Origin of the sequence: Tsukamurella paurometabola (genome assembly GCF_900631615.1) — a bacterium.
Lineage (GTDB): Bacteria > Actinomycetota > Actinomycetes > Mycobacteriales > Mycobacteriaceae > Tsukamurella > Tsukamurella paurometabola_A.
The window spans coordinates 1,104,779-1,128,126 of the sequence record NZ_LR131273.1 but is presented as its reverse complement, the minus strand read 5'-3'; the positions used below and the strand labels follow the sequence as shown (position 1 = coordinate 1,128,126).

Sequence of the window (23,348 nt, the reverse complement as noted above, 5' to 3'; positions counted from 1 at the left end):
TCACATTTCGTCGTGCATGACGCATCATGCGCAGCGCTAATTACAGCGCGTGGTAATGCGGGTTGATGGCGCATTCGAGCTGCAAAATGAACGGCAGGTTTCCCACACGCTGTACGAGAACCGGTCACACCGACGGGGCCGGGGCGGCGGCACCGTCGCCACCCGGCGACCCGCGCCGGCGACCCGTCGCGGCCACCACCGCCCCGCCCACCAGGACTGCCGCCCACAACAGGTGCGTCGCCCACGCCCCGCCCCGCTCCGCCGTCGAAGCGGAGACGGTCGCGATGTCGCCCGGAACCCGGTAGAGGCGCAGCTCAGGGGTGTCGACCGTGAGCGTCAGGCCGGGAAGCGGCACCGTCGGGAAGACCGTCGCACCGTCCACCCGCACCGCCTCCACCAGCACCCAGCCGACGCCCAACTCCGCCAGCCGACCCGCGAGCGCGTCGCCGCCGACGGCCAGCGCGGCCTCCGCGTCCGACGCCGCGCCCGGCACCCGATCGACCGCGCGGCCACCGACGCGGAGTTCACCGGTCTGCAGCACGGGCGCCCGCAGCATCCGCGGCGCCGGGTCGAGGACCGGCGCATCGGGCCCGTACGGGAACGTCCGGAACATGCCCGGCGGCAGCACGGCGACCGATCCGCGGTCCGCGGGAACCGCCTCGGCCACCGTGCGCCAGGCCGCCGGATAGGTCACCGGCGCCAGCGCGCCGCCCACACCCCACGCGAGGCCCGGCAGCACCGCGACCGGCACCGCCACCGCGACGACGGTGCCCGCCGCCCGCGCGGCGGCGGGCACCGCGGCCACCAGCGCGGCGGCGCACGTGGCGTACAGCGGCAGCGCCAACGCCACCCACTTCTGGCCGTCCCGCAGCAGCCCGCTGCCCGGGATCGCCTGCACCACCGCCTCGAGCAGCGCGGTCCCCGGGCCGGTCGCCGCCAGCGCCGGCAGAACCACCGCGCATACCGCCAGCAGCGCGAACCGGCCCAGCGGCGGGGCGAGCAGGCGGGCGCGGAGCACCACCAGCCCGCCCACCAGGAGAGCGAGGGCGAAGGCGGTCCAGAGCCAGGGGGCACCGTCGGGCACGGCCTGCCGGTTCCAGATCCCCCCGAGGCCGAGCAGCGAACCGGCCGTGCCGAGCCCCGGCTCCGCGCGCGCCGCGAACACGGCGACGCTGGCCGGATCGGCCCGCACCCCGCTGCCCGAGACCAGCGACGGGTACAGCCACGGCGCGGCCGCGCAGACGAACAGGACCAGCTGCCACGCCCACCGGCGCGGCGCCGCGACCAGGCCCGCGATCAGAGCGAACACGGCGCCCGTCGGCGTCAACCCGCCCGCCGCCAGGCACGCGGCGAAGCCGCCGAGCTGCGCCCCTCCCCGCAACCGGAGGCCGACGACCACGGCCCAGCCGATCGCCGCGTACCCGGCGAGCAGGCTCCAGTGCCCCTGGAGCAGCCGCTCGGCGACGAACGGGTTCCACAGGCCCACCGTCGCGGCGGCCAGGCCCGCACCGAGGCCGGCGTCCCGGCCCACGGCGGCCAGGACCGCCAGCGCGCACCGCCCGAAACCCCACCCCGCCGCCACCAGCGCGACGAACAACAGGGCCGTGACCAGCACGCCACCGTCGACCACCTGCGAGCCGACGGCCAGCAACCAGTCCTGCGGCGTGGCGCGCGCGGCGTTCTCGCCGAGGCCGAGGGCCGTGTCCGTGAGGTACGAGCGGGGCGTGGAGACCGCGTCGCGGAGCAGCAGATACCGGCCGCGGAGGGCCAGCGGGCCCAGGATCGCCACCGCGAGCACGGTCGACCAGGCGGCGAGGGCCAGGTCGCGCGATCTCATTGTCGCCACCCTACTGACACAATGGCCGGGTGCGAGGTTTGGCGTGGGTCACGGTCGGCTCGATGGCGGCGAACCTCTGCTCCTACCTGGTCCACCTGCCCGCGAGCCGCTGGCTGGGACCCGCGGCGTACGGCGAGTTCGCCTCGCTGCTGCAGCTCGTCCTCGTGCTGGCCGTGCCGGCGCTCGCCCTGCAGACGGTCGTCGCGCGGCAGGTGGTCCGCGGCGCCGGGGCCGCGCAGATGCGGGCGCTGGGCTACCGGATCGCCCTCGGCGCGGGCGTCCTCGCCGCCGTCGCCGTACCGATCGCCGCCGCCGGGCTGCACACCCGCGCCGGAACGGCCGCCGCCGCGCTCGCCGCCGCGCCCGCGCTGGTGCTGCTCGCCGTCGAGCAGGGCCTGCTGCAGGGCGAGCGGCGCTTCGGGCGGCTCGCGGCCCTGCTCGGGATCGCCGGGGCCGGGAAGCTCGTGTTCACCGTGCCGGGGCTGCTGCTGGGCCCGGGGCCGGCGCTCCTGGGTACGACGGTCGGCGCCCTGGTCGCCGCCGCGGTCGGCCGGGCGCTGGCCGGCGACCCGGCCGGCACCGGCACCGCGCCCGACGCCGGGGTCCGCGCGGTGCTCGGCGCCAGCTCCGTCCAACTGGTGCTGGCCGTGTTCGCCTCGCTCGACCTCCTGCTCTCGCGGCCGGTGCTCGGCGCCGCCGCGGCCGGCACCTACGCCCTGGGGGCGGTGGCCGCCAAGGTCGCGTTCTGGCTGCCGCAGGCCGTCGGCGTCGTCTTCTACCCGCAGCTCGCCACGCCGGACCGCGCCCGCGGCGCGCTGCGCACCGTCGTGGGCCTGCTGACGGCCCTGGGGCTCGCCTGCGTCGCCGGTGCGGCGGTGTGCGCCCCGCTCGCGACCATGCTCGCCGGCGAGGAGTACCGGCCCGTCCAGGGGCTGCTGTGGCTGTTCGCCGCGCAGGGCGCGCTGCTGGCGCTGCTGCAGGGCCTGCTGCTCTACGCCATCGCCATCGAGCGCACCCGGATGGCGCTGTTCGCGTGGGCCGTCGTCGCGGTGGAGGCGGCGATCCTGCTCACGCTGCCGCACACCCCCGCGGAAATGATCACCGCCGCGGCGCTGTGCGCGCTCGCGGCGGTGATGGTGGTCGGTGCGGTCGTGACCGTCAGCGCTCGTCGCGCTTCCGGAAGTCGATCGCCTCGGTCTGCGACTCGTCCGGCCTCGGCTGGGCACTGAACGCCTCCGTCGCCGGATCCTGCTCCGGTCCGGTCGGATCGTCGTCCAGCGGGACCGTCGGCGCCGCATCGGCGGCACCGGTGGACCGTCCGGTGCCCGGGCCGCCCGCCGTGGCGGCGCCCCGGCCCAGGAACAGCGCGAACACGCCGAGACCCAGCGCGATCAGGCCCAGCACGCCGCCCGCGACGGGCACCACGTACTTGGCGACCGCGATCTTGTTCTGCGCCGACTTCGCGACCTCCGCCTGCGAGCGGACCGTCGCCTCGACCCAGGTCTGCTTGGCGTCGAAGACGTCGAGCTTGAAGTCGCGGACCGGCTTCGGCGTGTTCGGCGCCACCTGGCCGGGCAGGCGGAACTGCTGCGTGTAGTGCAGCGACTGGTTGACGATGACGCCCGAGGTCGGGTCGACCCACAGGTCGACGTCGGTCTTCGCCCAGCGGTTCAGCGTGATGTCGTCCTTGGGGTCGACGCCGCCGATGCCCCACCAGCTCGCGGGCATGGTGAGCACGGTGCCCAGCGTCGGGTCGTTGCCGTCGCGGATGGTGGAGAGGTCCACCCAGTCCTGCTGGCCCTGGAAGTGCAGCGTCTTGGTGCCGCTGACCTCCTTCTCCTCGACGAACTTCAGGCCCACGTTGCTGCGGGTGACGAGGTCGAAGAACTCGTACTTACCGTCCTGGGTGGTGCCGGCCGGGAAGCGGTACTGCAGGCCCTTGCGGTCGGCGATCTTCACGGCCGGGGTGCTCTCGCCCGGCTGGTAGGTGGCCTCCGAGGTCTTCCCGGTGGGCTTGCCCGTCTCGCGGTCCAGGGAGACGCGGTCCAGCCACGCCTGCACCAGGCCGTCGTCGCAGGGCCGCTTGTCCAGCGCGGCGCCGCTGAGCTCGGGGTGCCGCGGCTCGCCCTTGGTCTTGATCGACGGGACGACCATGGAACTGCCCGACTGCACCGTCATCGTCGACTTGTCCGACGGCGTGGTCACCAGCGTGCGGGTCTGCGTGGTCACCGAGACCTCGTTCACCACGGCCTTCGGCTTGTCGATCGAGCACATGTCGAGCGACTTCGCCGGGAACTCGGCGTCGGCCTGGGAGTCCGCGACCTTCTCGGACTTCGCCACCGTGGTGGTGTCGATGTCCAGCGGGATCGTCGTCAGCTTGCCCGCCACGTACGCCGGTCCGGCGATCGCGGCCGTGATCAGCAGCGCGCCCAAGAAGATCAGGATCGGACCGATAACGCGCGCCAGCCGGCTACGGCCTACCGCCATCGAAGTGTCTCCTCACATCTCTTGTGGAGCGCGTGCGTGGTTCGCACACGCCGTCGGGGCACGCGGTCGCGCTCCCTTACAAGTACCCGAGCCTACAGGTGGTGCGGGGGTGGCACGGGCCACGCGCGCGGGCGGCGGCCGAATCGCGGGTAGATTCGGTGGACGATGAGCACCGTCGGGACCAGCGAGTTCGCATCTGCAAAGCCTGCGGGTGCGGCCGGTTTCGTGCCCGCACTCGAGGGCATGCGCGCCTGCGCCGCGATCGCCGTCATGATCACTCACACCGCCTTCCAGACTGGTCAGGTGGGCTATTCGGTGGCGGGCCGCGTCTGGGGCCGCTTCGACATGGCGGTGGCCGTCTTCTTCGGTCTGTCCGGTTTCCTGCTGTGGCGCGCGCACGCCCGCGCGGCGTGGTCGTCGTCCGACGGTCCGCGGACGGGGCGGTACTACCGGTCGCGATTCGTCCGGATCATGCCCGCGTACCTCGTGGTCGCCCTGGTCGCGCTCGCGCTGCTGCCGCGGTCGACGGCACCGTCGGGCTCCACCTGGCTCGCCAACCTCTCGCTGACCCAGGTCTTCGTCCCCTATTCCCTCACCGACGGCCTCACCCAGATGTGGTCGCTGTCGGTGGAGATGCTGTTCTACCTGTTGCTGCCGCTGGCCGCGCTGGCACTGGTGCGGCTGCGCGGGGAGTCGGCGCGGTGGCGGGTGCCGGTGCTGCTCGCCGCGGGGGCGGTGTCGCTGAGCTGGGCGTGGGTCGGGGCGGCGCTGCCCCTGCCGCCGGGGGTGAACCACCACAACTGGCTGCCCTCGTACGTGCCGTGGTTCGTCGCCGGCATCGTGCTCGCCGAGATCGTGAGCGCGCCGGTGTCCCGATTCGCAGTCGCACGACGGTGGGCGCGGCGTCGCGTGTGCTGGCCGGCGGCGCTGGTGGTGTTCGCGGTGATCTGCACGCCGCTGGGCGGCCCCGTGACCTTGAACAGCCCCGAATCGTGGCAGTTCGCCGTGCGCATGGGCCTCGGCGGGGTGCTCGGCTTCCTGCTGCTCGCCCCGCTGGTCCTCGCGCCGGCGGGGGAGTCGGCACGGTGGCTCGGATCCGGCGTCATGCTGGCGCTGGGCCGCTGGTCGTACGGCATCTTCATCTGGCACCTCGTGGTGCTCACTGCTATTTTCCCGCTGTTCGCGATCGTGCCGTTCAACGGCGCCTTCGGGAAGGTGACACTGTTGACGCTGGTCTTCTCGGTGGCCGTCGCGGCGCTGAGCTATGCCTGGGTGGAGGAGCCGGCCCGGCAGTGGCTCGCCCGTCGCGAGGCCCGACGGTCCGCCGCCGCCCAGCCCGCCGATGCCGCGCAGACGCGGAACGGGCCGTCAGCCGCGGAGTCCGTCGCGACGGTGGGGTAGTCCCGCACGGAAGCCATGCGTCCCGCGCATACCCCGAAGGTGCTGCGTGGGGGACGGCCGGTCCCCCTACGAAACGCGCGGCGTCCGATGAGGGAGCGAACGGCTCGCCCGCGGATCGGCGCCGCGCGGAGGACGAAACGCCGCGTGCCGCGCGGGCGGATCCGGATGGGTATGCGTGGCGCGCATAGCAACTCTGCGCGACCACTCCTCCCCTCGCGGCTCAGTCCGCCGCCTCGCCGGCCCCATCGACCCCATCGGCCGCCGCTCCGCCGTCGCGGCGGCGCCGGAACCGGACGGGCGGCACCGTCGACCAGGCCATCAGCAGCACGCCGACCAGCGCCAGCCCCTGTGGCCAGGGGCCGTGGCCCACGTACCCGGCCTCGGCGTGCCACGGGCCCGTCGCGAGCAGCAGCATCCCCGCCAGCACGAACCCGGAGGCGCCGAACACCCGGATCGCCGCCCGACGGTCCGCCGAGACGTGCAGTCCGGAGACCACCCACGTCGCGAGACCGGCGGCCGCCCAGAGTGCGAGTCCCGGCCATCCGCTGAGCACGAACGCGACCGCCCCGATCCCGGCACCCGCCGCGACACCCGGCTGCCAGGCCCGCACCGGCCCGCCCGGACCGCGCGGCCGTGAGCCGGGGACCAGCGCCAGCGCGGCGAGGATCACCAGCAGCGCGAGGCCGCCGAACAGCCCGATCCGGTACGGCGCGTTGAGCGCGAACCGCAGGGTCACGGCGCCCTCGGTCCCCTGGGGCACCACCCAGCCCTGCTGCCAGCCGTTCACCGTGACGGCGCGCAGCGGCGCGCCGTCCGGCCCCGTCGCCGCCCAACCGGAGTTGCGGCTCTCCGGCACCACGAGCACCTGGTCGGCGTCGGCGCGGCTGACCGTCACCACCCGGCGGTCCGGGGTCCAGCTCTGCACCTTCACACTCTGGTCCCGGGGCGACGCCTCGGCCGCCGCGGGCGTGTCCAGCGACAGGGTGTCCACGCTGAAGGCGAGCCCCGGCGTCGCGACCACCTGCGCCTTCCCGGCCGGCAGCGGCACCGGCGCGGGCTCGCAGGCCACGGCGCGGACCGGCGCACCGTCGCGCAGCTCCCGCGCCCCGGCCTCGATCCGGAAGCGCAGCACGCGGTCACCGATCCGCACCGTCGGACCGGTCTCGCACGGCACGACGACCGGGCGGTCCGCGGGCGCGGGCTCGGAGCCGGGGACGGGTGCACCGTCGGGCCCGACGGCCCGCACCTCGGCCAACCCGGGCGCCATCTTCTCCGGGAAGCCGAAGTCGTTGATGTTGATCCGCTCGTCCCAGTCGAGCAGCGAGATCGAGATCGAATCCGTCACGGCCGGATCGACCTTCACGGTCACGGAGTCCCCGGCCGGGACCTCGCGCACCTGCCGGCCGGTGCCAAGGTCGACGCCGATCCGCGTCGGCCGGGCCGGTGCCTCGCCGCGCGGCAGTTGCAGGGTCAGCCCGCCCACGACCTGCGGCGACGGCAGTCGCAGCCGCAGGACCGGCTTCGGCGACGTGGGCTCCGTGACCGACTGCGGCGCCGACCAGACGGTGTTCGGGTCCCCGTCGACGGCCGCCGCGGAGCTCGCGCGACCGTCGGTGACCGCCGATTCCGCGAACGCCGACGGTGCGCCCGGCGCACCCAGCAGCGCCGACAGCGCCTGGCCCGGCCGCGCCCGCACCGTCAGCGACGGCGTGACCGCCGGGGCGCCGGGCCCGTCGACGGTCCGCCGCAGCGGCCCCGGCTCCTCCGGGCCGATCGCGATGTCGGCGCACTGCACGGGCCCCGGCGCACCGTTCTCGCCGGGCGTGACCACGCAGCCGGAGCGGCCCATCGTGTCCTGCCCGAAGACCCAGCGCTGCGCGGGTCCGGACGGCGGCAGCGCGACGTCGTGCCGCGCGGGGATCGCCTTCCCCGAGCGGGTGTCCGTGAGCTCGGCCTCGGCGATCGCGAACTGGTTGCCCCACGACCGGTCCGCTGTCTCGGCGGCGGTGATCCGCACCCAGCGCGTCGGCTCCGACGGCGCGACCAGCGTGATCGGCGTGTTCGCGGTGACGGGATCGGAGTAGACGGTGCCCGCCTCGGTCGTGATGAGCAGACGCGTCACCGCGGGCCCCAGCGCCCGCCCGACGGTCACCGTGACCGACAGGTCCGCGCGCGGCTCGGGCAGCGTGAACTGCAGCCACTGGTTGATCGCGTGGTCGAGGCCGGACGAGACCCACGCGGTGTTCTTGTCGCCGTCCACCGCGGCCGCCGTCCCGGCGCCGGGGAGCACGGTGCCGAGCTGTGTGGCGTCGGCGGCGGAACTGGACGCGGAGACGGTCGCGCCGTCCCACGTCCCGTCGACGAGTCCCGCAGCCGGGTAGTCGGGCAGGCGGTTGAGGGTGCGCCGCGGGTCGTCGGCGGTGCGGACCGCCGAGCTGTGGTCGTCGACCCGGCCGTAATCGGTCTCGCGGCGCTTCGGCGTGTCGGTGACGGTCAGCGGACCGCCGGGCAGGCCCGCCGCCTCGGCGTCCGAGGCGAGCAGCGCCGCGCCCAGTTCGCGGCGGCCCGACGCGGCGGCGTCCGCCTGCAGCCCCAGCAGCGCCTCCGGTCCGCCCGCGACGCGCGGCATCGACGCCAGGTCGGCGACGTACGGCCCGGTGGGCACGGCGCCGTCGACCCGGTAGATCGTGATCGCCGGCAGCGGCGGCCGCAGACCCGAGTCGACGACCACCTTCTCGACGGTCGGCGGCGCGACGTCGGGCCCGAACCGCGCGACCTCGCTGATCCCGGGCGATCCCTCGATCGCGGCGCGGGCCAGCGCGGGCCGGGCGGAGCGTGACGTGCCGGGGTCGAGGTCGGCCCGCAGCACCAGATAGGAGACGCCCTGGCGGCGCAGCGTCGCGGCCAGGCCCGCCGACGGGGTGCCGGCGCTGAACAGCCGCTGCACCGAATCGAGGGCGCGGATCGCGCCGGGCGGGTTCAGCGGAATCGCGTCGCGCACCGCCCACGGCGTCTCCGCGAGGGGCTGGATCGGCTCGTCGCGCGTGAGCCCCCACAGCTGCGCGCCGAACGGAGCGCCCGGCACGACCAGGGCGCGTTCGGCGCGGGCCTGGCCGGGCGCGGTCCCGGCGGCGTGCGCCGACAGCCAGTCCGCGGCCTGCGACCAGTAGTCGGGGATCCGCTCGTACGGCCCGCGGGGCGCGAGCTTGCCCGTCCACGCCATGCCGCCCGCCAGCGCGAGCACCACGACCACGGCCAGGGCGCCCGCGGCCAGGCGGTCCTGCTCGGGGTGCGCCAGGGCCCGCCGGACCTTCGCCAGGCCGACGGTGCCGGGCAGCGGCGCCCGGGCCAGCAGGTGCGCCATGCCCAGGACCAGCGGCAACCGCAGGAACGGTTCGAGTTTGTAGACGTTGCGCAGCGGCGCGCCGACGCTGTCGAGGAAGACCCGCACCGGCTCGGCGAACGGGGAACCCAGGCCGCTCGCGTAGCCCGCGCCGATCCCCGCCAGCCCGACCAGCAGCACCGTCGCCCAGACGCCGCGCTTGGGCATGCCCCGCATGGTGAGCCCGGCGATGCCGGCGCAGGCGACCAGGCCCGTCACCACGACCGCGGCGGGGGAGGTGGTGAGCATGGCGCCGGCGCCGCGCTCGTCGGAGATGAACGGGCTCCACGACGTGGTGCCGCGCAGCACCTCCGGCACGGACGCCCACTGCGTCGTCGCGCGGGAGGACTCGATGAACTCGAGGAAGGGCGGGCTGACGCGCCCCATGATGAGCAGCGGCACGATCCACCACGTGGTCGCCAGCGCGACGCACACCACCCACCACGCGCTGAACGTCCAGAAATTCCGAGTCCCGGCACTGTGCCGGTGCACGCGCACGTGCAGGAGCCACCACAGCGCCGCGACCGCGCACGCGAATCCCGTGGCCACGGCGTTCACCGCGCCCATCAGTGCGACCGCGACCGCGGAGCGGGCGGCCAGGTTCCGCAGCGGCACGTCGGCGCCCTGCAGCACCAGTACCAGGGGCAGCAGCACCCAGGGGGCGAGCATCACCGGCGCGGTCTCGGAGCTGATGGCGCCCAGCGTCGTGAGCACCTGCGGGGCCAGCACGAACGCCGCGGCCGCGACGACCCGGCTGCCGCGCGAGCCGGTGCGCAGCGCCTCGCTGAGCCGGATGATCCCCCAGAAGCCCGCGAACAGCAGCAGCGCCCACCACAGGCGCTGCGTGATCCACGGCGGGACGTGCAGGAACTGGCCCAGCGCGAAGAACGCGCCGTGCGGGAAGAAGTAGCCGTAGGCCTGGTTCTGCACCTGGCCGAGCGGTGACTGGCTGGACCAGACGTTGGCGGCGCGGGCGAGGAAGCCGAGGGGATTGGCGGTGAGGTCGAGCTTGGTGTCGGCGACGACCTTCCCGGGCGCGCTGAGGAAGCTCAGCGCGAGCAGGGCGACGAACGCCCACGCGCCTGCGCGGCGGGTCAGGGGTTCGTCGGAGAAGTGCGGGCTACTTGTTGGCACCCGAGTCGTCGCGCTCGCCGTAGTTCGACGAGCCCTGCAGGAAGCCCTTGTCGGGGTTCACGGAGGAGACCTCGGAGGTCGGGGTCGTCTGACCGACGGCCGCGCCGCTCACCAGTGCAAGGGCCACGGCGACGACGATGCCGGCGAGCGCTGCGGTGGCGCTGGCGATGATCGAGGTGCGGTCCATGCGGGAAAGTCTACAGGTCCAGCTCGGCGCAGCCCGACGGCACGATCATGACCGGCCGCTTGCAGCCGCGCAGCACGTGCTCCGACACGGACGAATGCCACAGCGCCTTGATGCCCGAGATCCCGCGGCTGCCGGAGACGATCACGTCCACGTCGAAGGTGTCCGACGCGGCGATGAGCGCCGTCCACACCGTGGTGGACACTTCGACCAGTTCTCCGTGCGCGGTGAAGCCCGCGGCGGCCGCCAGGTCGACGCCCTGCTGGTTGGTCTTCTTCGCCTCGGCGTGCACCACGTCGCTCTCGCGGGTGAGCGCGGTCTCCGCGGCGCCGGCGCCCGCGACCCCGGACATCGCCGACAGCCGGGCGGCCTGGTGGATGGTGGACTCCCACGCGGTGACGACGATCGCCTCGGCGTCGCGCCCCTGCGCGAGGACCTTGCTGGCGTACTTCACGGCGCGCTGGGAGGACTCGGAACCGTCGTACGCGATCAGAACCTTGACGGGGACACTCATGCGGATCACCTCGATCTTCACGGTTACCTGATGCCTCCAGGTTACGCCGAAACGCCACGGTTGCACGATGCACGTCGGGGCGTGTCCGGCGCCGCGGAAGGGCGGTCCCGGGCTGGTTTTCGCGGGCCTGCCAGACTGCGGTCATGCGAAGAAACCGCACCCGCGCCCGCCGCTCCGCCGCGTTCGCCGCCGCCGTCCTCGCCGCCGCGTCGGCGGTCCCGGCGGCCGCGGCGGCGGCACCGTCGACCACCGCCTGCGCGGGGTGGCGCACGACGGTCCTCCGGTCCGGCATCGGCACGCTCGAGAACCTCGCCTTCGACGGCGCCGGAACCGTCTACCTGTCCCGGCAGAACATGGTGACCGGGAAGGGGAGCCTGCTCGCGGGCACCGCGCCCGGCGCCCTGCGCACCGTCGTGGACCTGCCGAACCCGGGCGGGATCGTGGTGCGGGGCGGATCGGTGCACGTCACGACGGCGAACAGCGCGCCGTCGGGCCTGCTGGGGAAGACCGATGGCACGGTGACCGTCGCGGACCCCGCGACGGGCGCGACGCGCACCGTCGCGTCCGGCCTGACCATGCCGAACGGCCTCGCGCTGCTGCCCGACGGTCGCGCCGTGACGTCCACCGTCCTCGGCCCGCGGCAGGGGATCGTCGCCACCGCGCCCGGCGGCGCGCCCGTGCCGTTCGCGCTGCGCGGCGAGCCCGTCAACGGCCTCTGGTTCGACGGTGCCTCCGGCCGCCTCTGGGCCTCGACGTCGACCACCGTCACCACGGGCCTCTACGCCATCGACCCCGCGCGCCCCGACCGGCCGCGGCGCTACGAGGTGCCCGGGTTCGGCCCGGGCCACTTCGCCGACGACCTCACGGTCGGGCCCGACGGTGCCGTCTACGCCGCGCTCGACCTGCCGGGGACCGTCGTGCGGCTGGACCCGGCGACCGGCGCGCAGTGCACGATCGCCACCGGGCACCGCGGCGTGAGCTCCGTGCGGTTCGGCCGCGGCCCCGGCTGGGACGCCGCCGCCCTGTACGCGACCACGCTCACGGGCAAGCTCCTTCGCCTGGCCCGATAGCCGACCCGATCTGACAGACTGGCCCCGATGCAGAAGTTTCGGAACCTCACGATCCTGGTGATCGCCGCGGCGGGCGTCGCGGCGTGCGGCCCGTCGACCCCCGACGCTCCGCCCTCGACCACGGCCGCGGCGCAGGCCCCGTCCTCCGCGGTGTCGGCGGCACCGTCGTCGGGTCCCGGGCGCCCCGCGACCTGCGGCGCGGACTTCCTCGCGAAGCTCTCGGTGCGGGAGAAGATCGGGCAGCTGCTCATGGTCGGCGTCAAGGACGCGGCCGACGCCCGGCGCGCCGTGCAGCAGGGCGTGGGCGGCGTGTTCATCGGCAGCTGGACCGACAGGTCGGTGTTCTCGGGCGGGACCCTGCAGGCCGTCGCGAAGGCGGGCAAGGTCCCGGCGATGGTCTCCGTCGACGAGGAGGGTGGCCGCGTCTCCCGCGTGCCCGGCGCGAACCTCGTCTCGGCGCGCGATCTGGCCCGCACGAAGACGGTGCCGCAGGCGCGGGCCGAGGGCGCGCGCACCGGGAAGCTGCTGAAGTCGATGGGGATCACCGTGGACTTCGCGCCCGATGCCGACGTCTCCGCCCAGCCCGACGACGCCGTGATCGGCGACCGCTCCTACTCCGACGACCCCGCCGTGGTGGTGAAGTACTCGCAGGCCTTCGCCGCGGGCCTGCGCGACGGTGGCGTGTACCCGGTGTTCAAGCACTTCCCGGGCCACGGCAGCTCGTCGGGCGACTCGCATCGGGGCGGGGTGAGCGTGCCGCCGCTCAGTGCGCTCAAGACCAAGGACCTCGTGCCGTTCCGTGCCGCGGTGGATGCGGGGGACGCGGGCGTGATGGTGGGGCATCTGACGGTGCCGGGGCTCACCGAGCCGGGCCTGCCGACCAGCCTGAGCCCGGCGACGATGCGGCTGCTGCGCACGGGGAGCGGGTACGGCGCGAAGCCCTTCGACGGGCCGATCTTCACCGACGATCTGTCCGGGATGAAGGCGGTCACGGACCGGTTCAGCGTGCCGCAGGCCGTCGCGAAGTCGCTCGAGGCGGGCGCGGATGTGGCCCTGTGGATCTCGACCGATCAGCTGAGCGCGGCCGTCGACGCCGTGGAGGCCGCGGTGAAGGCGAAGCGGATCACGATGCAGCGGCTGGACGACTCGGTGCTGCGTGTGGCTCGCGCGAAGCACGCCGTACGCTGCTGATTCCGAACGGATTTCACCGGAACTTACTTGCGAGTAACCTCGTGGGCTAGGATCTGACTCGAGAGTAAGGAGGACGCAGATGGCCGGTGGGACGAAGCGTTTGCCGCGCGCGGTGCGCGAGCAGCAGATGCTGGACGCCGCCATCAAGGTGTTCTCGCGCAACGGCTTCTACGAGACGTCGATGGACGCGGTGGCCCGCGAGGCGCAGATCAGCAAGCCGATGCTGTACCTGTACTACGGGTCGAAGGACGAGTTGTTCGCCGCCTGTGTCACGCGGGAGGCCGGCCGGTTCATGCGCAGCATCGAATTCGACGCCAGCCCCACGTTGCCGCCCCTGCAGCGCCTGCGTTCGGTGATCGCCGGGTTCCTCAAGTACGTCGATCAGAACCGGGACGCCTGGCGCGTGATCTACCGCGAGGCGACCGGCCAGGCGGCGTTCGCGGCCCTGACGGAGGTCAACCGGGAGCGCGTGGTCGAGATGACCGCGATCCTGCTCCGCGAGGCCGCCAAGTACGCGCCCGAGGACACCGACTTCGAGATGTACGCCGTCGCCCTCGTCGGCTCCGGTGAGGCGATCGCGGACCGTCTGGCCACCGGCAAGGTCGAGCTCGACCGTGCCGTCGAGATCATGACCTCGTTCCTCTGGGGCGGCATCCGCGGCGAACGCCCGGAGTAGTCGTCCGACGGTGTGCGGTCGAACCGGGTGGGCGGCTGCCCGGGTGCGGCGGGCTGTGCAGTCGCTCCGCGCAGCGATGCGTCTGACGCATGCCCTGGCGACACCGCGCTAGTCGCTGGACGTCTCCATCCACCACCGACCGGCGAGGTGCGTGACCCTGGTCCGAGTCGCGTCGGTCGGGGTCGCGCCCTCGGGGTGGTAGGCGAGTCGGGTGGTGCTGATCGTGTTGCCATAGATGGAGAACCGCACGACGCCGTCCTCCTTTGAGGTGGCGTACACCTCCTGGGTGCCGATCGACCGATCTCGGTTGTCGTAGAACTCGGCCCGAGGGTCCGTGAGCACCTGCTCCGCCGCGGCTCTGAGGCGCGGTTCGTCGTAGGCCCAGCGAGCGTCCGGCACCGCGTTCGTCAGGCGCAGGGCCACCGCGCACAGGCCGATGACCGGGATGATCAGGAGTTGCCAGGTGAACCGGCGGACCCTGCGGAACCAGACGGCCAGGTATGCCAGCCAGAGGACGATCAGCGCCACGCCGCCGACGAACGACAACGCGAGAAGGCCGAGGTTCTCCGGGAAGGTCCACGCCCACAGCCACGACGCGGTATCGACCAGGACGAACAGTGCCAGGACGTAGCCCACCTGAGTCCAGTCGCGTCGTTCGCGCTCTCGATCTATCAACATGAATTGAGAGTACGGCAAGAGAAATGTGAGTGACGCATGGCCGGTATGGTTGAAAACGTCCTTGACCTGCAAAGACGCGGGGTATGCGTGCCGCGCATGGCTCTTCTGAACGATCAGTGTCCCTCGTCGCCCGGACGGGGCCGGCGCGCGAGCCCGGAGACGACGGTGCCCGCCACGGCCGAAGCCGGGCGGGCACCGTCGAACAGGGGCGACTAGAGCGGCGTGACGGTGGCCGTCACGTGCGGGAAGCCCTTCTTGAGGTCCTTGGCGACGATCTCGGTGCCGCCGGTGGCCTCGTCGCGCGTCACGTACAGGCCGATCTTCGCCGGCAGGATCACCGGACGGCCGAAGCGCACGTGGTGCACGACCGCGCCGGGGATGTGCCCCTCGACGACGCGCAGCATCGCCGCGGCCGTCCACGCGCCGTGCGCGATCGACGACGGGAAGCCGAACGCCTTGCCGCCGAGCGGCGACATGTGGATCGGGTTCCGGTCGCCGCTCACCCCGGCGTACCGGCGGATGAGCGCACCGTCGGCCGAGAGCAGCGCGTCGGGGGCGCCGGGGCGGCCCTCCTTCGGCGCGGGGCCCGACGGCTCGCCCGAGAGCGACGTCTTCTGCTGGATCAGCATCGTCGACACCTCGGAGGCCACCGATGCGCCCGAGGCGTCGGTGAACTCGGTGGTGAAGTCGATGAGCATGCCCTTGCGGTGCTCGCGCAGGTTGCCCACGGAGGTGCGCAGCGTGAGCTTCTCGCCCGGCTCCACCCGTCGGCGCCGCGTGATCGTGTTCTCCACGTGCACCGAACCCACCGCGGCGGCGGGGAAGTCGTCGGCCAGGAACAGGTCCATGATCAGCGGGAAGGAGAGCACGTAGAGGTACATCACGGGCACCTCGCCGGTGTTCTTCAGTCCGACGGCGTCGCAGTACTCGCCGACCCGCACGGGATCCACGTCGACGGTGAGCTCGACGGTCCGGTCCGGCAGCGGGGTCTCCGGCTTGAGCGGCCCCTGCTTGCCGATCACGGGCAGGATGCCGCGCAGCCCGCGCGTGAGCACGGACAGGCTCGACGGCGGCGCCTGCAGCACGGTGGTCTTGGTGCCCATGATCAGGCCCCCAGCAGGCTCTGCCCGCACACGCGCACGACGTTGCCGGTCACGGCCGCAGAGGCGGGCGAGGCGAAGTAGGAGATGGTCTCGGCCACGTCGACCGTCTGGCCACCCTGCTGCAGCGAGTTCATGAGACGGCCGGCCTGGCGGGTCGCCAGCGGGATCGCCGCGGTCATGGCGGTCTCGATGAAACCGGGGGCCACGGCGTTGATGGTGATGTTCTTCTCCGCCAGGACGGGGGTGTAGGCGTCGACGATGCCGATGACGCCGGCCTTGGTCGCGCCGTAGTTGGTCTGGCCGCGGTTGCCCGCGATGCCGGCGATCGACGAGACGTCGACGACGGCGCCGCCCTCGTTCAGCGCGTCTTCGGCGAGCAGGTCGTCGACCAGTTGCTTCGGCGCCTTGAGGTTGACGGCCATGACCGAGTTCCAGCGGCCCTCGTCCATGTTGGCGAGCAGCTTGTCGCGGGTGATACCGGCGTTGTTGACGACGATGTCGAGGCCGCTGTGGCGCGACTTCACCAGCTCGGCGACCTTCTTGCCGGCGTCCTCGGCGGTCACGTCGAGGGGCAGCGCCGTGCCGCCGACCTTGTTCGCGACGGCGGACAGAGCCTCGCCGGCGGCGGGGATGTCGGCGGCGATGACGTGGGCACCGTCGCGCGAGAGGACCTCGGCGATGGTGGCGCCGATGCCGCGGGCGGCACCGGTGACCAGCGCGACCTTGCCGGCGAGCGGCTTGTCCCAGTCGGCGGGCGCGGTGGCGTCCTTGTCGGTGATGCGGATGACCTGCGCGTCGACGTAGGCCGACTTGCCCGACAGGAGGAAGCGCAGCGTCGAGGCCAGGCCCGAGGCGCCGGTGGCGGCGTCCGGGTGCACGTAGACGAGCTGGGCGGTGGCGCCGTCGCGGAGCTCCTTGGCGACGGAGCGGGTGAAGCCCTCGAGCGCGCGCTGCACGATGTGCTCGTCGATGTCCTCGATGAGCTCCGGGGTGGTGCCGAGCACCACGAGGCGGGCGCTGTTGCCGAGGGAGCGGATCTGCGGGCCGAAGAACTCGTACAGCCCGACGAGCTCGTCGATCGACGTGATGCCGGTGGCGTCGAAGACCGCGCCGCCCAGCTTCTCGGCGCCGCGGGCGCCGCCGTTGTTGACGACGAGGTCGTAGTCCGCGAGCAGCTCGCGGACGGGCTCGACGAGGCGGCCCTTGCCGCCGAGGAGGACGGGGCCGGCGAGCGCGGGCTTACCGGCCTGGTAGCGGCGCAGGACGGGCGGCTGGGGCAGGCCGAGGCGGCTGGCCAGGAAGGAGCCGGGGCCCGACTTCACGAAGGCCGCGTAGAAGTCCGTGCTGGGTGCATCAGGCATGTGGGGTACCTCATCCGTGTGGGGTTCCGATAGGCTATCGACAAGCAACTTACTCCAGAGTAAGAATACTCGGTAGTAGCAACCCTCGATCACTGGGAGAAACCCGTGGCAAACATCGAAACCCGTCCGGTCGCCATCCTCGGCGGTAACCGGATCCCCTTCGCGCGTTCGGACCGTGCGTACGCGAAGGCCAGCAACCAGGACATGTTCACCGCTGCGCTCAATGGTCTCGTGAGCCGCTTCAACCTGCAGGGTGAGCAGCTGGGCGCCGTCGTCGGTGGCGCCGTGCTCAAGCACAGCCGTGACTTCAACCTGATCCGTGAGTCGGTGCTCGGCAGCCCGCTCAGCCCGTACACCCCGGCCTTCGACGTGCAGCAGGCCTGCGCCACCGGCCTCCAGGCGATCAACGCCGCCGCCCAGGGCATCCAGCTCGGCCGCTACGAGGCGGCCGTCGGCGGCGGCGTGGACACCACCTCGGACGCCCCGATCGGCGTCTCGGAGGGCATGCGCAAGGTGATGCTCGAGCTCAACCGCGCGTCGAGCACCGTCGACCGCCTCAAGCTGGTCGGCAAGCTCCCCGCCAACCTGGGCATCGACATCCCCCGCAACGGGGAGCCCCGCACCGGCATGTCGATGGGCGAGCACGCCGCCATCACCGCCAAGGAGATGGGTGTCTCGCGCGCCGAGCAGGACGAGCTGGCGTACCTCAGCCACACGAACATGGCGGCGGCCTACGACCGCGGCTTCTTCGAGGACCTGATCACCCCGTACCTGGGCCTGACCCGCGACGACAACCTGCGCCCGAACAGCTCGGTCGAGAAGCTCGCCACGCTCAAGCCCGTCTTCGGCGTCTCGCTGGGCGATGCGACCATGACGGCCGGCAACTCGACGCCCCTCACCGACGGCGCGTCGACGGTGCTGCTGTCCTCGGACGAGTGGGCGGCCGAGCGCGGCCTGCCCGTGCTCGCCTACCTCAAGGACGTCGAGTACGCGGCGGTGGACTACGTGGGCGGCAAGGACGGCCTGCTCATGGCGCCGACCTACGCCGTGCCGAAGCTGCTGGCGCGCAACGGGCTCACGCTGCAGGACTTCGACTTCTACGAGATCCACGAGGCCTTCGCCTCCGTCGTCCTCGCCACCCTGCAGGCGTGGGAGTCGCCGGAGTACTGCAAGGACCGGCTGGGCCTGGACAAGCCGCTCGGGTCGATCGACCGGAGCAAGCTCAACGTCAACGGCTCGTCGCTGGCGGCCGGGCATCCGTTCGCCGCGACCGGCGGCCGCATCGTGGCCTCGACCGCGAAGCAGATCAAGGAGAACGGCGGCGGTCGCGCGCTGATCTCGATCTGCGCCGCCGGCGGGCAGGGCATCACCGCCATCATCGAGGGCTGATTCCCCAACGGCACCTCGGGCCGTCCACGTGCTGCGAACGCACGTGGACGGCCCGACGTCGTTGCGGCCGTCCTACACTGAGGTCATGAGCGCGACGGACCAGACGATCGAGAAGATCCTGCGCGACTACGACACCATCACGGTGGTCGGGGCCAGCGCCGACCCGGCGAAGGCCGCGCACGACGTGCCCGCGTACATGCAGAACCGCGGCTGGCGGATCATCCCGGTCAACCCGCACGCCGACGAGATCCTCGGCGAGCGGGTGTATCGCACCCTGGCCGATGTGCCGGAACAGGTCGGCCTGGTCGACGTCTTCCGGCCCTCGGAGCAGACGCCCGAGATCGCGCGGCAGGCCGTCGCGGCCGGGGCGACGGCGCTCTGGCTGCAGCTGGGCATCCGTTCCGCGGAGGCGCGCGAGATCGCCGAATCCGCCGGGCTGCTCTACGTCGAGGACCGCTGCCTCATCATCGAACAGCGCCGCACGCGGATCTCCAGGAGGGGCGCATGACCTTCGGCATCGTGGTCGTCGCCGTGGTCGCGGTGGTGGCCGTGCTCCTGCTCATCGGCGTCGTGTGGTTCCTCCGCGACTCCAACAAGCGGATCAAGGACTTCGCCAACTCCGGCGACCTCATCCCCGGCCGCCCGGGCCGCGCGCCCGCCGAGTGGGCGAACGCCACCTCCACCGAGGCGCTCCTGCACCAGCGCACGCGCTACGCCATCGCCGACGTGCACCGCGGCGCCTTCGCCCCGGCCGTCCCGCCGCCCGCCGACTCCGCGATCAACGGGCCCGAGTCCGACCTCGCCGCCCTCGACGACGCGGTCTTCGCGCTCGACGACCGCATCATCGCCGCCGCCCAGCTGTCGGGCGAAGAGCGGACGAAGGCGCTGGGCGAGCTGGAACCCAAGGTCGCGGCCCTGGAAGGCCTCACCGGGAAGCTCTGGGAGGCCCCGTCCGCGCAGCGCCGCCCGATCCTCGACGCCGCCACCGCCACGCTCCTCCGCTGACCGACTCTGGGGCAGTAGTCGTTCCGAACAGCGATGCGTCCGGCGCATCCCCCCGTCCCCTGTCAGCGCCCGATGGCCGCCGCCCGCGGGCGACTCACCGCCGCACGGAACCGCTCCACCGCGCGGTGCAGTGCCCACGACAGCACGACGGTGATCGCGGTGGTCACCACGACGATCGGCCACGTCGAACCGGTGAACAGCGACCACCCGAACAGGTCGAGCACCACGAACTCCATGACGATCACGTGGATCAGGAAGAACTCGTAACTGATCGAGCCGAGCCACACCATCGGCCGCGAGCCCAGCACGCGCGACGGTCCCGTCGCGAAGGCCGCCACCAGAAGTCCCCCGATCAGGGCTTCGAGCAGGAACTTCGTCAGGCCCTGCGCGACGGTGGGCAGCCGCAGGTCGATCGGTCCGGCGAGGGGCGTGAGCAGGACGCCGTAGGCGGCGGCCGCCGCCAGCAGGAGCGGCCATCGCGGCAGCCGCACCCGGTCGACGAGCAGGGCCACCGCCATGCCCGCCGCGAACGCGGCGGCGAAACCCGGCGGCCAGGAGCGCGCGGTCTTGCCGAAGACCTCCGTGGCGATCGCCGGCACCAGCCACACCACCGAGACCGCGACCATCGCCGCCGGCACGATCCACGGCCGCCGCGTCCGCAGGAGCCACACCCCCAGCAGTGGGAGCACCAGGTAGACGGCGACCTCCACGCACATGCTCCACATCTGCGTCAGCCCGGTGTGCACGTGGCCCACCCCGTAGATCTGGGTGAAGGTCAGGTGGCGCAGGTAGGCGCCCCAACCGTGACCGTGCGGCGAACCGTCGGGCCGCCAGAGGTAGATCGCGTAGACGACGGTGACCACCGTCCAGTAGGCGGGCAGGATCCGCCACGCCCGCGCGACGGCGTACCGCCGCACGTCCGGCACCGCCCCTTCGGCCCGCGCACCGTCGGAAGCCCGGGCCCGCACCCACGGCCGCACCAGGAGGAATCCCGAGAGCGCGAAGAACACCGGTACGGCGGTCTCGAGCCGCGCGTACGCGGCGCCGAGGGCGTCGGGAGTGAAGTCCCCACCCCAGAACGCGGCGTGCGTGACGCACACCCCGAACGCCGCCAGCGCCCGCAGGCCGGTGAGGGCGGGGACGTGGCCGGGGCGCTGGGCGGGTGCGATGGTGCCTCAGATCTTGATCGCGGGGATGAGCCGGTCGAGGTTCCACAGCCGGTTCCGCCGCGCGGACAGGCACGACACGGTGACCGATGCGACCCACAGGAACAGCAGCACGGCGATCGCCTGCCACAGGCGATGGTCGATGCCGCCGAGGATCAACTGCCGCAAGCCGTTGACGCCGTAGGTCATCGGGTCGTACTTGTGCAGGATCTGGAAGGGTCTGGCGGTGGTCTCCACCGGATACATGCCGCCGGAGCTCACCAGCTGCAGCATCAGCAGCGCCATGATGAGCACGCGGCCCACCGCCGGCCCGACGAAGGCGTTCACCGCCTGGGTGAACGCGATGAAGGACAGCGAGACCCCCATCATGAAGAAGACCATCGCGATCGGATGGGCCACCTCGAGACCCAGGGCGAAGCGCACCACGCAGTACAGGATCACGGCCTGGAACAGGCCGATCGCCGCCGCCGGCAGGTAGCTCGCCATCACGACGCGGATCGCCAGCACCTCGGCCGCGATCGCGCGGTTCTGCAACGGCCGGAACACCATCCACAGCACCAGCGCGCCGAAGAACAGTGCCAGGGTGAGGAAGAACGGCGCCATGCCGGTGCCGAAGTTGGGGGCACGGTTCTCGTGCTGGGCGTCCAGCTGGACGGGGCCGCCGATGGTCTGCGCGACCTGCGAGGTCTGTTCCTGCGACCACTGGGGCACGGCGCCCGCGCCCTCGTGCAGCTTGGTCGCCAGCTCCTGGCTGCCGTCGCGCAGCGCCGTCGTGCCGGACGCGAGCCGGGTGGCACCGTCGGACAGCTGCGTGATGCCGTCGTCGAGTGTGGCATTGCCGGCGGCGAGTTGCTGCGCGCCGGAGCGGAGTTCGGTGAGCTTGGCGGTGAGGTCGCCGCCGGTCGCACCGATCTGCGCGAGCACGGTCTGCAGCGGGCTGCCCGGCGTGCGGAGCTGCTCGGTGAGTGTCGCGGCGCCGTTCGCGGCGGCGATGATCTGCTGTTTGGCCGCGGGCGTCACCGACGCCTGCGCGAGCTGCGCGCGCACCGCGCGCAGTCCCTCGGCGGACTGCCGGGCCACCGGGTCGGGGCTGGCGGCGAGCTGCCGGATCGCGGCGTCGATGCCGGCGAGCGCGGTGTCCTGCGTCTTGGCGAAAACGCCTGCCTTGTCGGCGGCCTCGACCAGCGCGGCCGCGCTCTGCTGCAGTTCCGCGGTGTTCCCGCCGAGCCCGGAGAGCGCCTTCGTCACGGCGAGCAACGGGTCGGTGGCCTGGGTGATGCCGTCGGAGAGCTGCTGTGAGCCGGCGCGCAGCTGCGCCGAGCCGGTCTTGGCGGTCCCGAGGCCCGTGGCGAGCTGGGCGGCACCGTCGTTCGCGGTCACGAGGCCGTCGTGCAGCTTCCCGGCCCCGTCGGCGGCCTGTTCGATCCCGGAGCCGGCGGTGATCATCATCGACAGCACCTGGTTCACGGCCTGCCCCGAGATGCGGGTGGAGACGGCGTTGAGAACCTGCGACATCGCCGTCTGCCCGATGGTGGAGCTGATGTAGTTGTTGGCGTCGTTGTAGACGGCCCGCAGCTGCGCCTTCTCGGGTTTGCCGCTCATGGGGGAGGCGATGGCGGCGGAGAAGTTCTCGGGCAGCTCCAGCATGAAGTAGTAGGTGCCGTCCTTGACGCCCTGCTGGGCCTCGGCGGGGGAGACGATGTTCCAGTCGAGGCTCTTGTCCTCGGCGAGCGACTTCTCCACCTCGGCGCCGGCGTTGATCTTCTGACCCTTGACCTCGGTTCCCTTGTCGGCGTTGACGAGCGCGACGGGCATCTTGTTGACGTGGCCGAACGGATCCCAGAAGGCCCACAGGTACAGCGCGCCGTACACCAGCGGCAGCAGCATCATCACGATGATCGCGGCGCGCGTGAGCCGGCTGCGGCCGAAGCGCTTGATCTCGGAGCCGAAGGCGAGGCCGGCGGCGATGGGGACGAGGCGGCTCTTCTTCTCGGACATGGGATCAGTCCTTCCGGGTCAGGGCGCGGCGGTCGTGCAGCGTGTGCTGCGGGGCGGTGCCGCCGAGGGGGTTGGTGACCCCGACGATCACGGTGTAGCGGGTGGAGATCGCGCCGAGCCGCTGCACGGCCTCGGCGCGTCCGGGATTGTCGCGGACCTGCTCGAGGTCGCCGACGACGAGGATCGGCCGGTTTCCCAACAGTGCCAGTGTGATCCGCAACAGGAACAGCTGCAGGTCGCTCAGCTCGACGATGCGCGTCTTCGGCCCGGGCCGGTCGACGTCGCCGAAGACCTGATCCATCTCCAGGCTGCCGGCGCTGAGCGGCACCATCGAGTACCAGGGCGCCAGCCAGCGCCGCTGCTCGGCGAGCACGGTCTCGACGGTGACCGACTCGTCCAGGTCGTCGATGTCCTCGAAGGCGGCGATGGCGCACTTCTTCCGGATCGCACCCGGGGTGGTCGCGCCCAGGGCGTCGACGGCCCCGTGGCTCGGCTTGAGCCGGCCGGCCAGCGTGAGGAGCAGGGCGTCCTGGTCGCGGCCCGCCGGCATCTGCACGGCGTGGAGGCCGGGGCCGAACGCGAGATCGATGCCCTGGAACAGCGGCCCGTGCTCCCCGTCGACGCCGAGATTCACCGCCGTGAGCTGTACGTCGTTCGGCTGGTCTTCGTCCATGCGGGGCACTCCGGAGGTCGTCGGCGCAGGTCGGTAGCAATCCTACGGTGGCTGCCCGACGGTGCGGCGCGCACGTCGGGCGCACCGTCGGGCCCGGGA

Annotated in this window: 19 protein-coding genes; 8 read left to right on the top strand and 11 right to left on the bottom strand. The window is 72.7% G+C overall.

Annotated elements, in window-relative coordinates; translation table 11 throughout:
- Window positions 1–124: 124 nt before the first annotated feature.
- A complete protein-coding gene (locus tag ELY19_RS05845; RefSeq protein ID WP_227967218.1) occupies window positions 125–1,837 on the bottom strand; it encodes an MmpA family trehalose lipid delivery protein in 1,713 nt (570 codons plus the stop codon).
- 29 nt (window positions 1,838–1,866) lie between these two features.
- Between ELY19_RS05845 and ELY19_RS05840 the strand changes: the two genes are divergently transcribed.
- Window positions 1,867–3,066, top strand: coding sequence for a polysaccharide biosynthesis protein (locus tag ELY19_RS05840; protein WP_126195373.1), 1,200 nt, complete (start codon window positions 1,867–1,869; stop codon window positions 3,064–3,066).
- On the opposite strand, the gene pgfA is transcribed toward ELY19_RS05840, so the two are convergent.
- Window positions 2,996–4,324 (bottom strand): cell envelope lipid trafficking protein PgfA, encoded by a 1,329-nt coding sequence (gene pgfA / locus ELY19_RS05835; protein WP_126195372.1) that lies wholly within the window; start codon window positions 4,322–4,324, stop codon window positions 2,996–2,998. The two genes, ELY19_RS05840 and pgfA, sit on opposite strands and share 71 nt — an antisense overlap.
- A gap of 165 nt (window positions 4,325–4,489) precedes the next feature.
- Here pgfA and ELY19_RS05830 point away from each other — a divergent pair, with 165 nt between their 5' ends.
- Entirely contained in the window at window positions 4,490–5,725 is a 1,236-nt protein-coding gene (locus ELY19_RS05830) for an acyltransferase family protein (protein ID WP_197715990.1), read from the top strand.
- 220 nt (window positions 5,726–5,945) lie between these two features.
- Here the strand turns inward: ELY19_RS05830 and ELY19_RS05825 are convergent, their stop codons facing one another.
- Genes ELY19_RS05825 through ELY19_RS05815 form a run of 3 tightly spaced genes read right to left on the bottom strand, consistent with a single transcriptional unit; the run spans window position 5,946 to window position 10,939 of the window.
- The gene (locus tag ELY19_RS05825) at window positions 5,946–10,241 is read right to left on the bottom strand and encodes an alpha-(1->3)-arabinofuranosyltransferase (protein WP_164711527.1); all 4,296 of its coding nucleotides are present in this window, start codon (window positions 10,239–10,241) and stop codon (window positions 5,946–5,948) included.
- Window positions 10,228–10,428: a DUF2613 family protein gene (locus ELY19_RS05820; RefSeq protein WP_126195371.1), complete on the bottom strand. Its 201-nt coding sequence runs from the start codon at window positions 10,426–10,428 to the stop codon at window positions 10,228–10,230. The genes ELY19_RS05825 and ELY19_RS05820 overlap by 14 nt, the downstream gene beginning before the upstream one ends.
- A gap of 10 nt (window positions 10,429–10,438) precedes the next feature.
- On the bottom strand, window positions 10,439–10,939 hold the full coding sequence (locus ELY19_RS05815) for a universal stress protein (protein ID WP_126195370.1): 501 nt from the start codon (window positions 10,937–10,939) through the stop codon (window positions 10,439–10,441).
- A gap of 143 nt (window positions 10,940–11,082) precedes the next feature.
- Between ELY19_RS05815 and ELY19_RS05810 the strand changes: the two genes are divergently transcribed.
- The 3 genes from ELY19_RS05810 to ELY19_RS05800 all read left to right on the top strand — a co-directional run bounded on the left by ELY19_RS05810 (window position 11,083) and on the right by ELY19_RS05800 (window position 13,876).
- Window positions 11,083–12,009, top strand: coding sequence for an SMP-30/gluconolactonase/LRE family protein (locus tag ELY19_RS05810; RefSeq protein WP_126195369.1), 927 nt, complete (start codon window positions 11,083–11,085; stop codon window positions 12,007–12,009).
- A 27-nt stretch (window positions 12,010–12,036) separates the two neighbouring features.
- The gene (locus tag ELY19_RS05805; protein ID WP_126195368.1) at window positions 12,037–13,200 is read left to right on the top strand and encodes a glycoside hydrolase family 3 N-terminal domain-containing protein; all 1,164 of its coding nucleotides are present in this window, start codon (window positions 12,037–12,039) and stop codon (window positions 13,198–13,200) included.
- Between the two features lie 79 nt (window positions 13,201–13,279).
- Entirely contained in the window at window positions 13,280–13,876 is a 597-nt protein-coding gene (locus tag ELY19_RS05800) for a TetR/AcrR family transcriptional regulator (RefSeq protein ID WP_126195367.1), read from the top strand.
- A 108-nt stretch (window positions 13,877–13,984) separates the two neighbouring features.
- On the opposite strand, the gene ELY19_RS05795 is transcribed toward ELY19_RS05800, so the two are convergent.
- The 3 genes from ELY19_RS05795 to ELY19_RS05785 all read right to left on the bottom strand — a co-directional run bounded on the left by ELY19_RS05795 (window position 13,985) and on the right by ELY19_RS05785 (window position 17,018).
- Window positions 13,985–14,554, bottom strand: coding sequence for a hypothetical protein (locus tag ELY19_RS05795; protein ID WP_126195366.1), 570 nt, complete (start codon window positions 14,552–14,554; stop codon window positions 13,985–13,987).
- Window positions 14,555–14,766: 212 nt separating this feature from the next.
- Window positions 14,767–15,657 carry a MaoC family dehydratase gene (locus tag ELY19_RS05790; RefSeq protein ID WP_126195365.1) on the bottom strand — a complete coding sequence of 297 codons (891 nt, stop codon included), beginning with the start codon at window positions 15,655–15,657 and terminating at the stop codon, window positions 14,767–14,769.
- 2 nt (window positions 15,658–15,659) lie between these two features.
- The gene (locus tag ELY19_RS05785) at window positions 15,660–17,018 is read right to left on the bottom strand and encodes a 3-oxoacyl-ACP reductase (RefSeq protein ID WP_126195364.1); all 1,359 of its coding nucleotides are present in this window, start codon (window positions 17,016–17,018) and stop codon (window positions 15,660–15,662) included.
- Between the two features lie 105 nt (window positions 17,019–17,123).
- Between ELY19_RS05785 and ELY19_RS05780 the strand changes: the two genes are divergently transcribed.
- The 3 genes from ELY19_RS05780 (at window position 17,124) to ELY19_RS05770 (ending at window position 19,412) form a co-directional block, all read left to right on the top strand.
- Window positions 17,124–18,407 carry an acetyl-CoA C-acetyltransferase gene (locus ELY19_RS05780; protein WP_126195363.1) on the top strand — a complete coding sequence of 428 codons (1,284 nt, stop codon included), beginning with the start codon at window positions 17,124–17,126 and terminating at the stop codon, window positions 18,405–18,407.
- 85 nt (window positions 18,408–18,492) lie between these two features.
- The gene (locus ELY19_RS05775; protein ID WP_126195362.1) at window positions 18,493–18,915 is read left to right on the top strand and encodes a CoA-binding protein; all 423 of its coding nucleotides are present in this window, start codon (window positions 18,493–18,495) and stop codon (window positions 18,913–18,915) included.
- Complete coding sequence (locus tag ELY19_RS05770) at window positions 18,912–19,412, top strand: hypothetical protein (RefSeq protein ID WP_126195361.1); 501 nt, start codon at window positions 18,912–18,914, stop codon at window positions 19,410–19,412. Before ELY19_RS05775 ends, ELY19_RS05770 begins: the two co-directional genes overlap by 4 nt.
- Before the next feature lie 62 nt (window positions 19,413–19,474).
- On the opposite strand, the gene ELY19_RS05765 is transcribed toward ELY19_RS05770, so the two are convergent.
- From ELY19_RS05765 to ELY19_RS05755, 3 genes are all read right to left on the bottom strand, one after another.
- Entirely contained in the window at window positions 19,475–20,512 is a 1,038-nt protein-coding gene (locus tag ELY19_RS05765) for an acyltransferase family protein (RefSeq protein WP_232015601.1), read from the bottom strand.
- A 75-nt stretch (window positions 20,513–20,587) separates the two neighbouring features.
- On the bottom strand, window positions 20,588–22,546 hold the full coding sequence (locus ELY19_RS05760) for a YhgE/Pip domain-containing protein (protein WP_126198712.1): 1,959 nt from the start codon (window positions 22,544–22,546) through the stop codon (window positions 20,588–20,590).
- 34 nt (window positions 22,547–22,580) lie between these two features.
- Window positions 22,581–23,249 (bottom strand): hypothetical protein, encoded by a 669-nt coding sequence (locus ELY19_RS05755; protein WP_126195359.1) that lies wholly within the window; start codon window positions 23,247–23,249, stop codon window positions 22,581–22,583.
- Window positions 23,250–23,348: the final 99 nt, after the last annotated feature.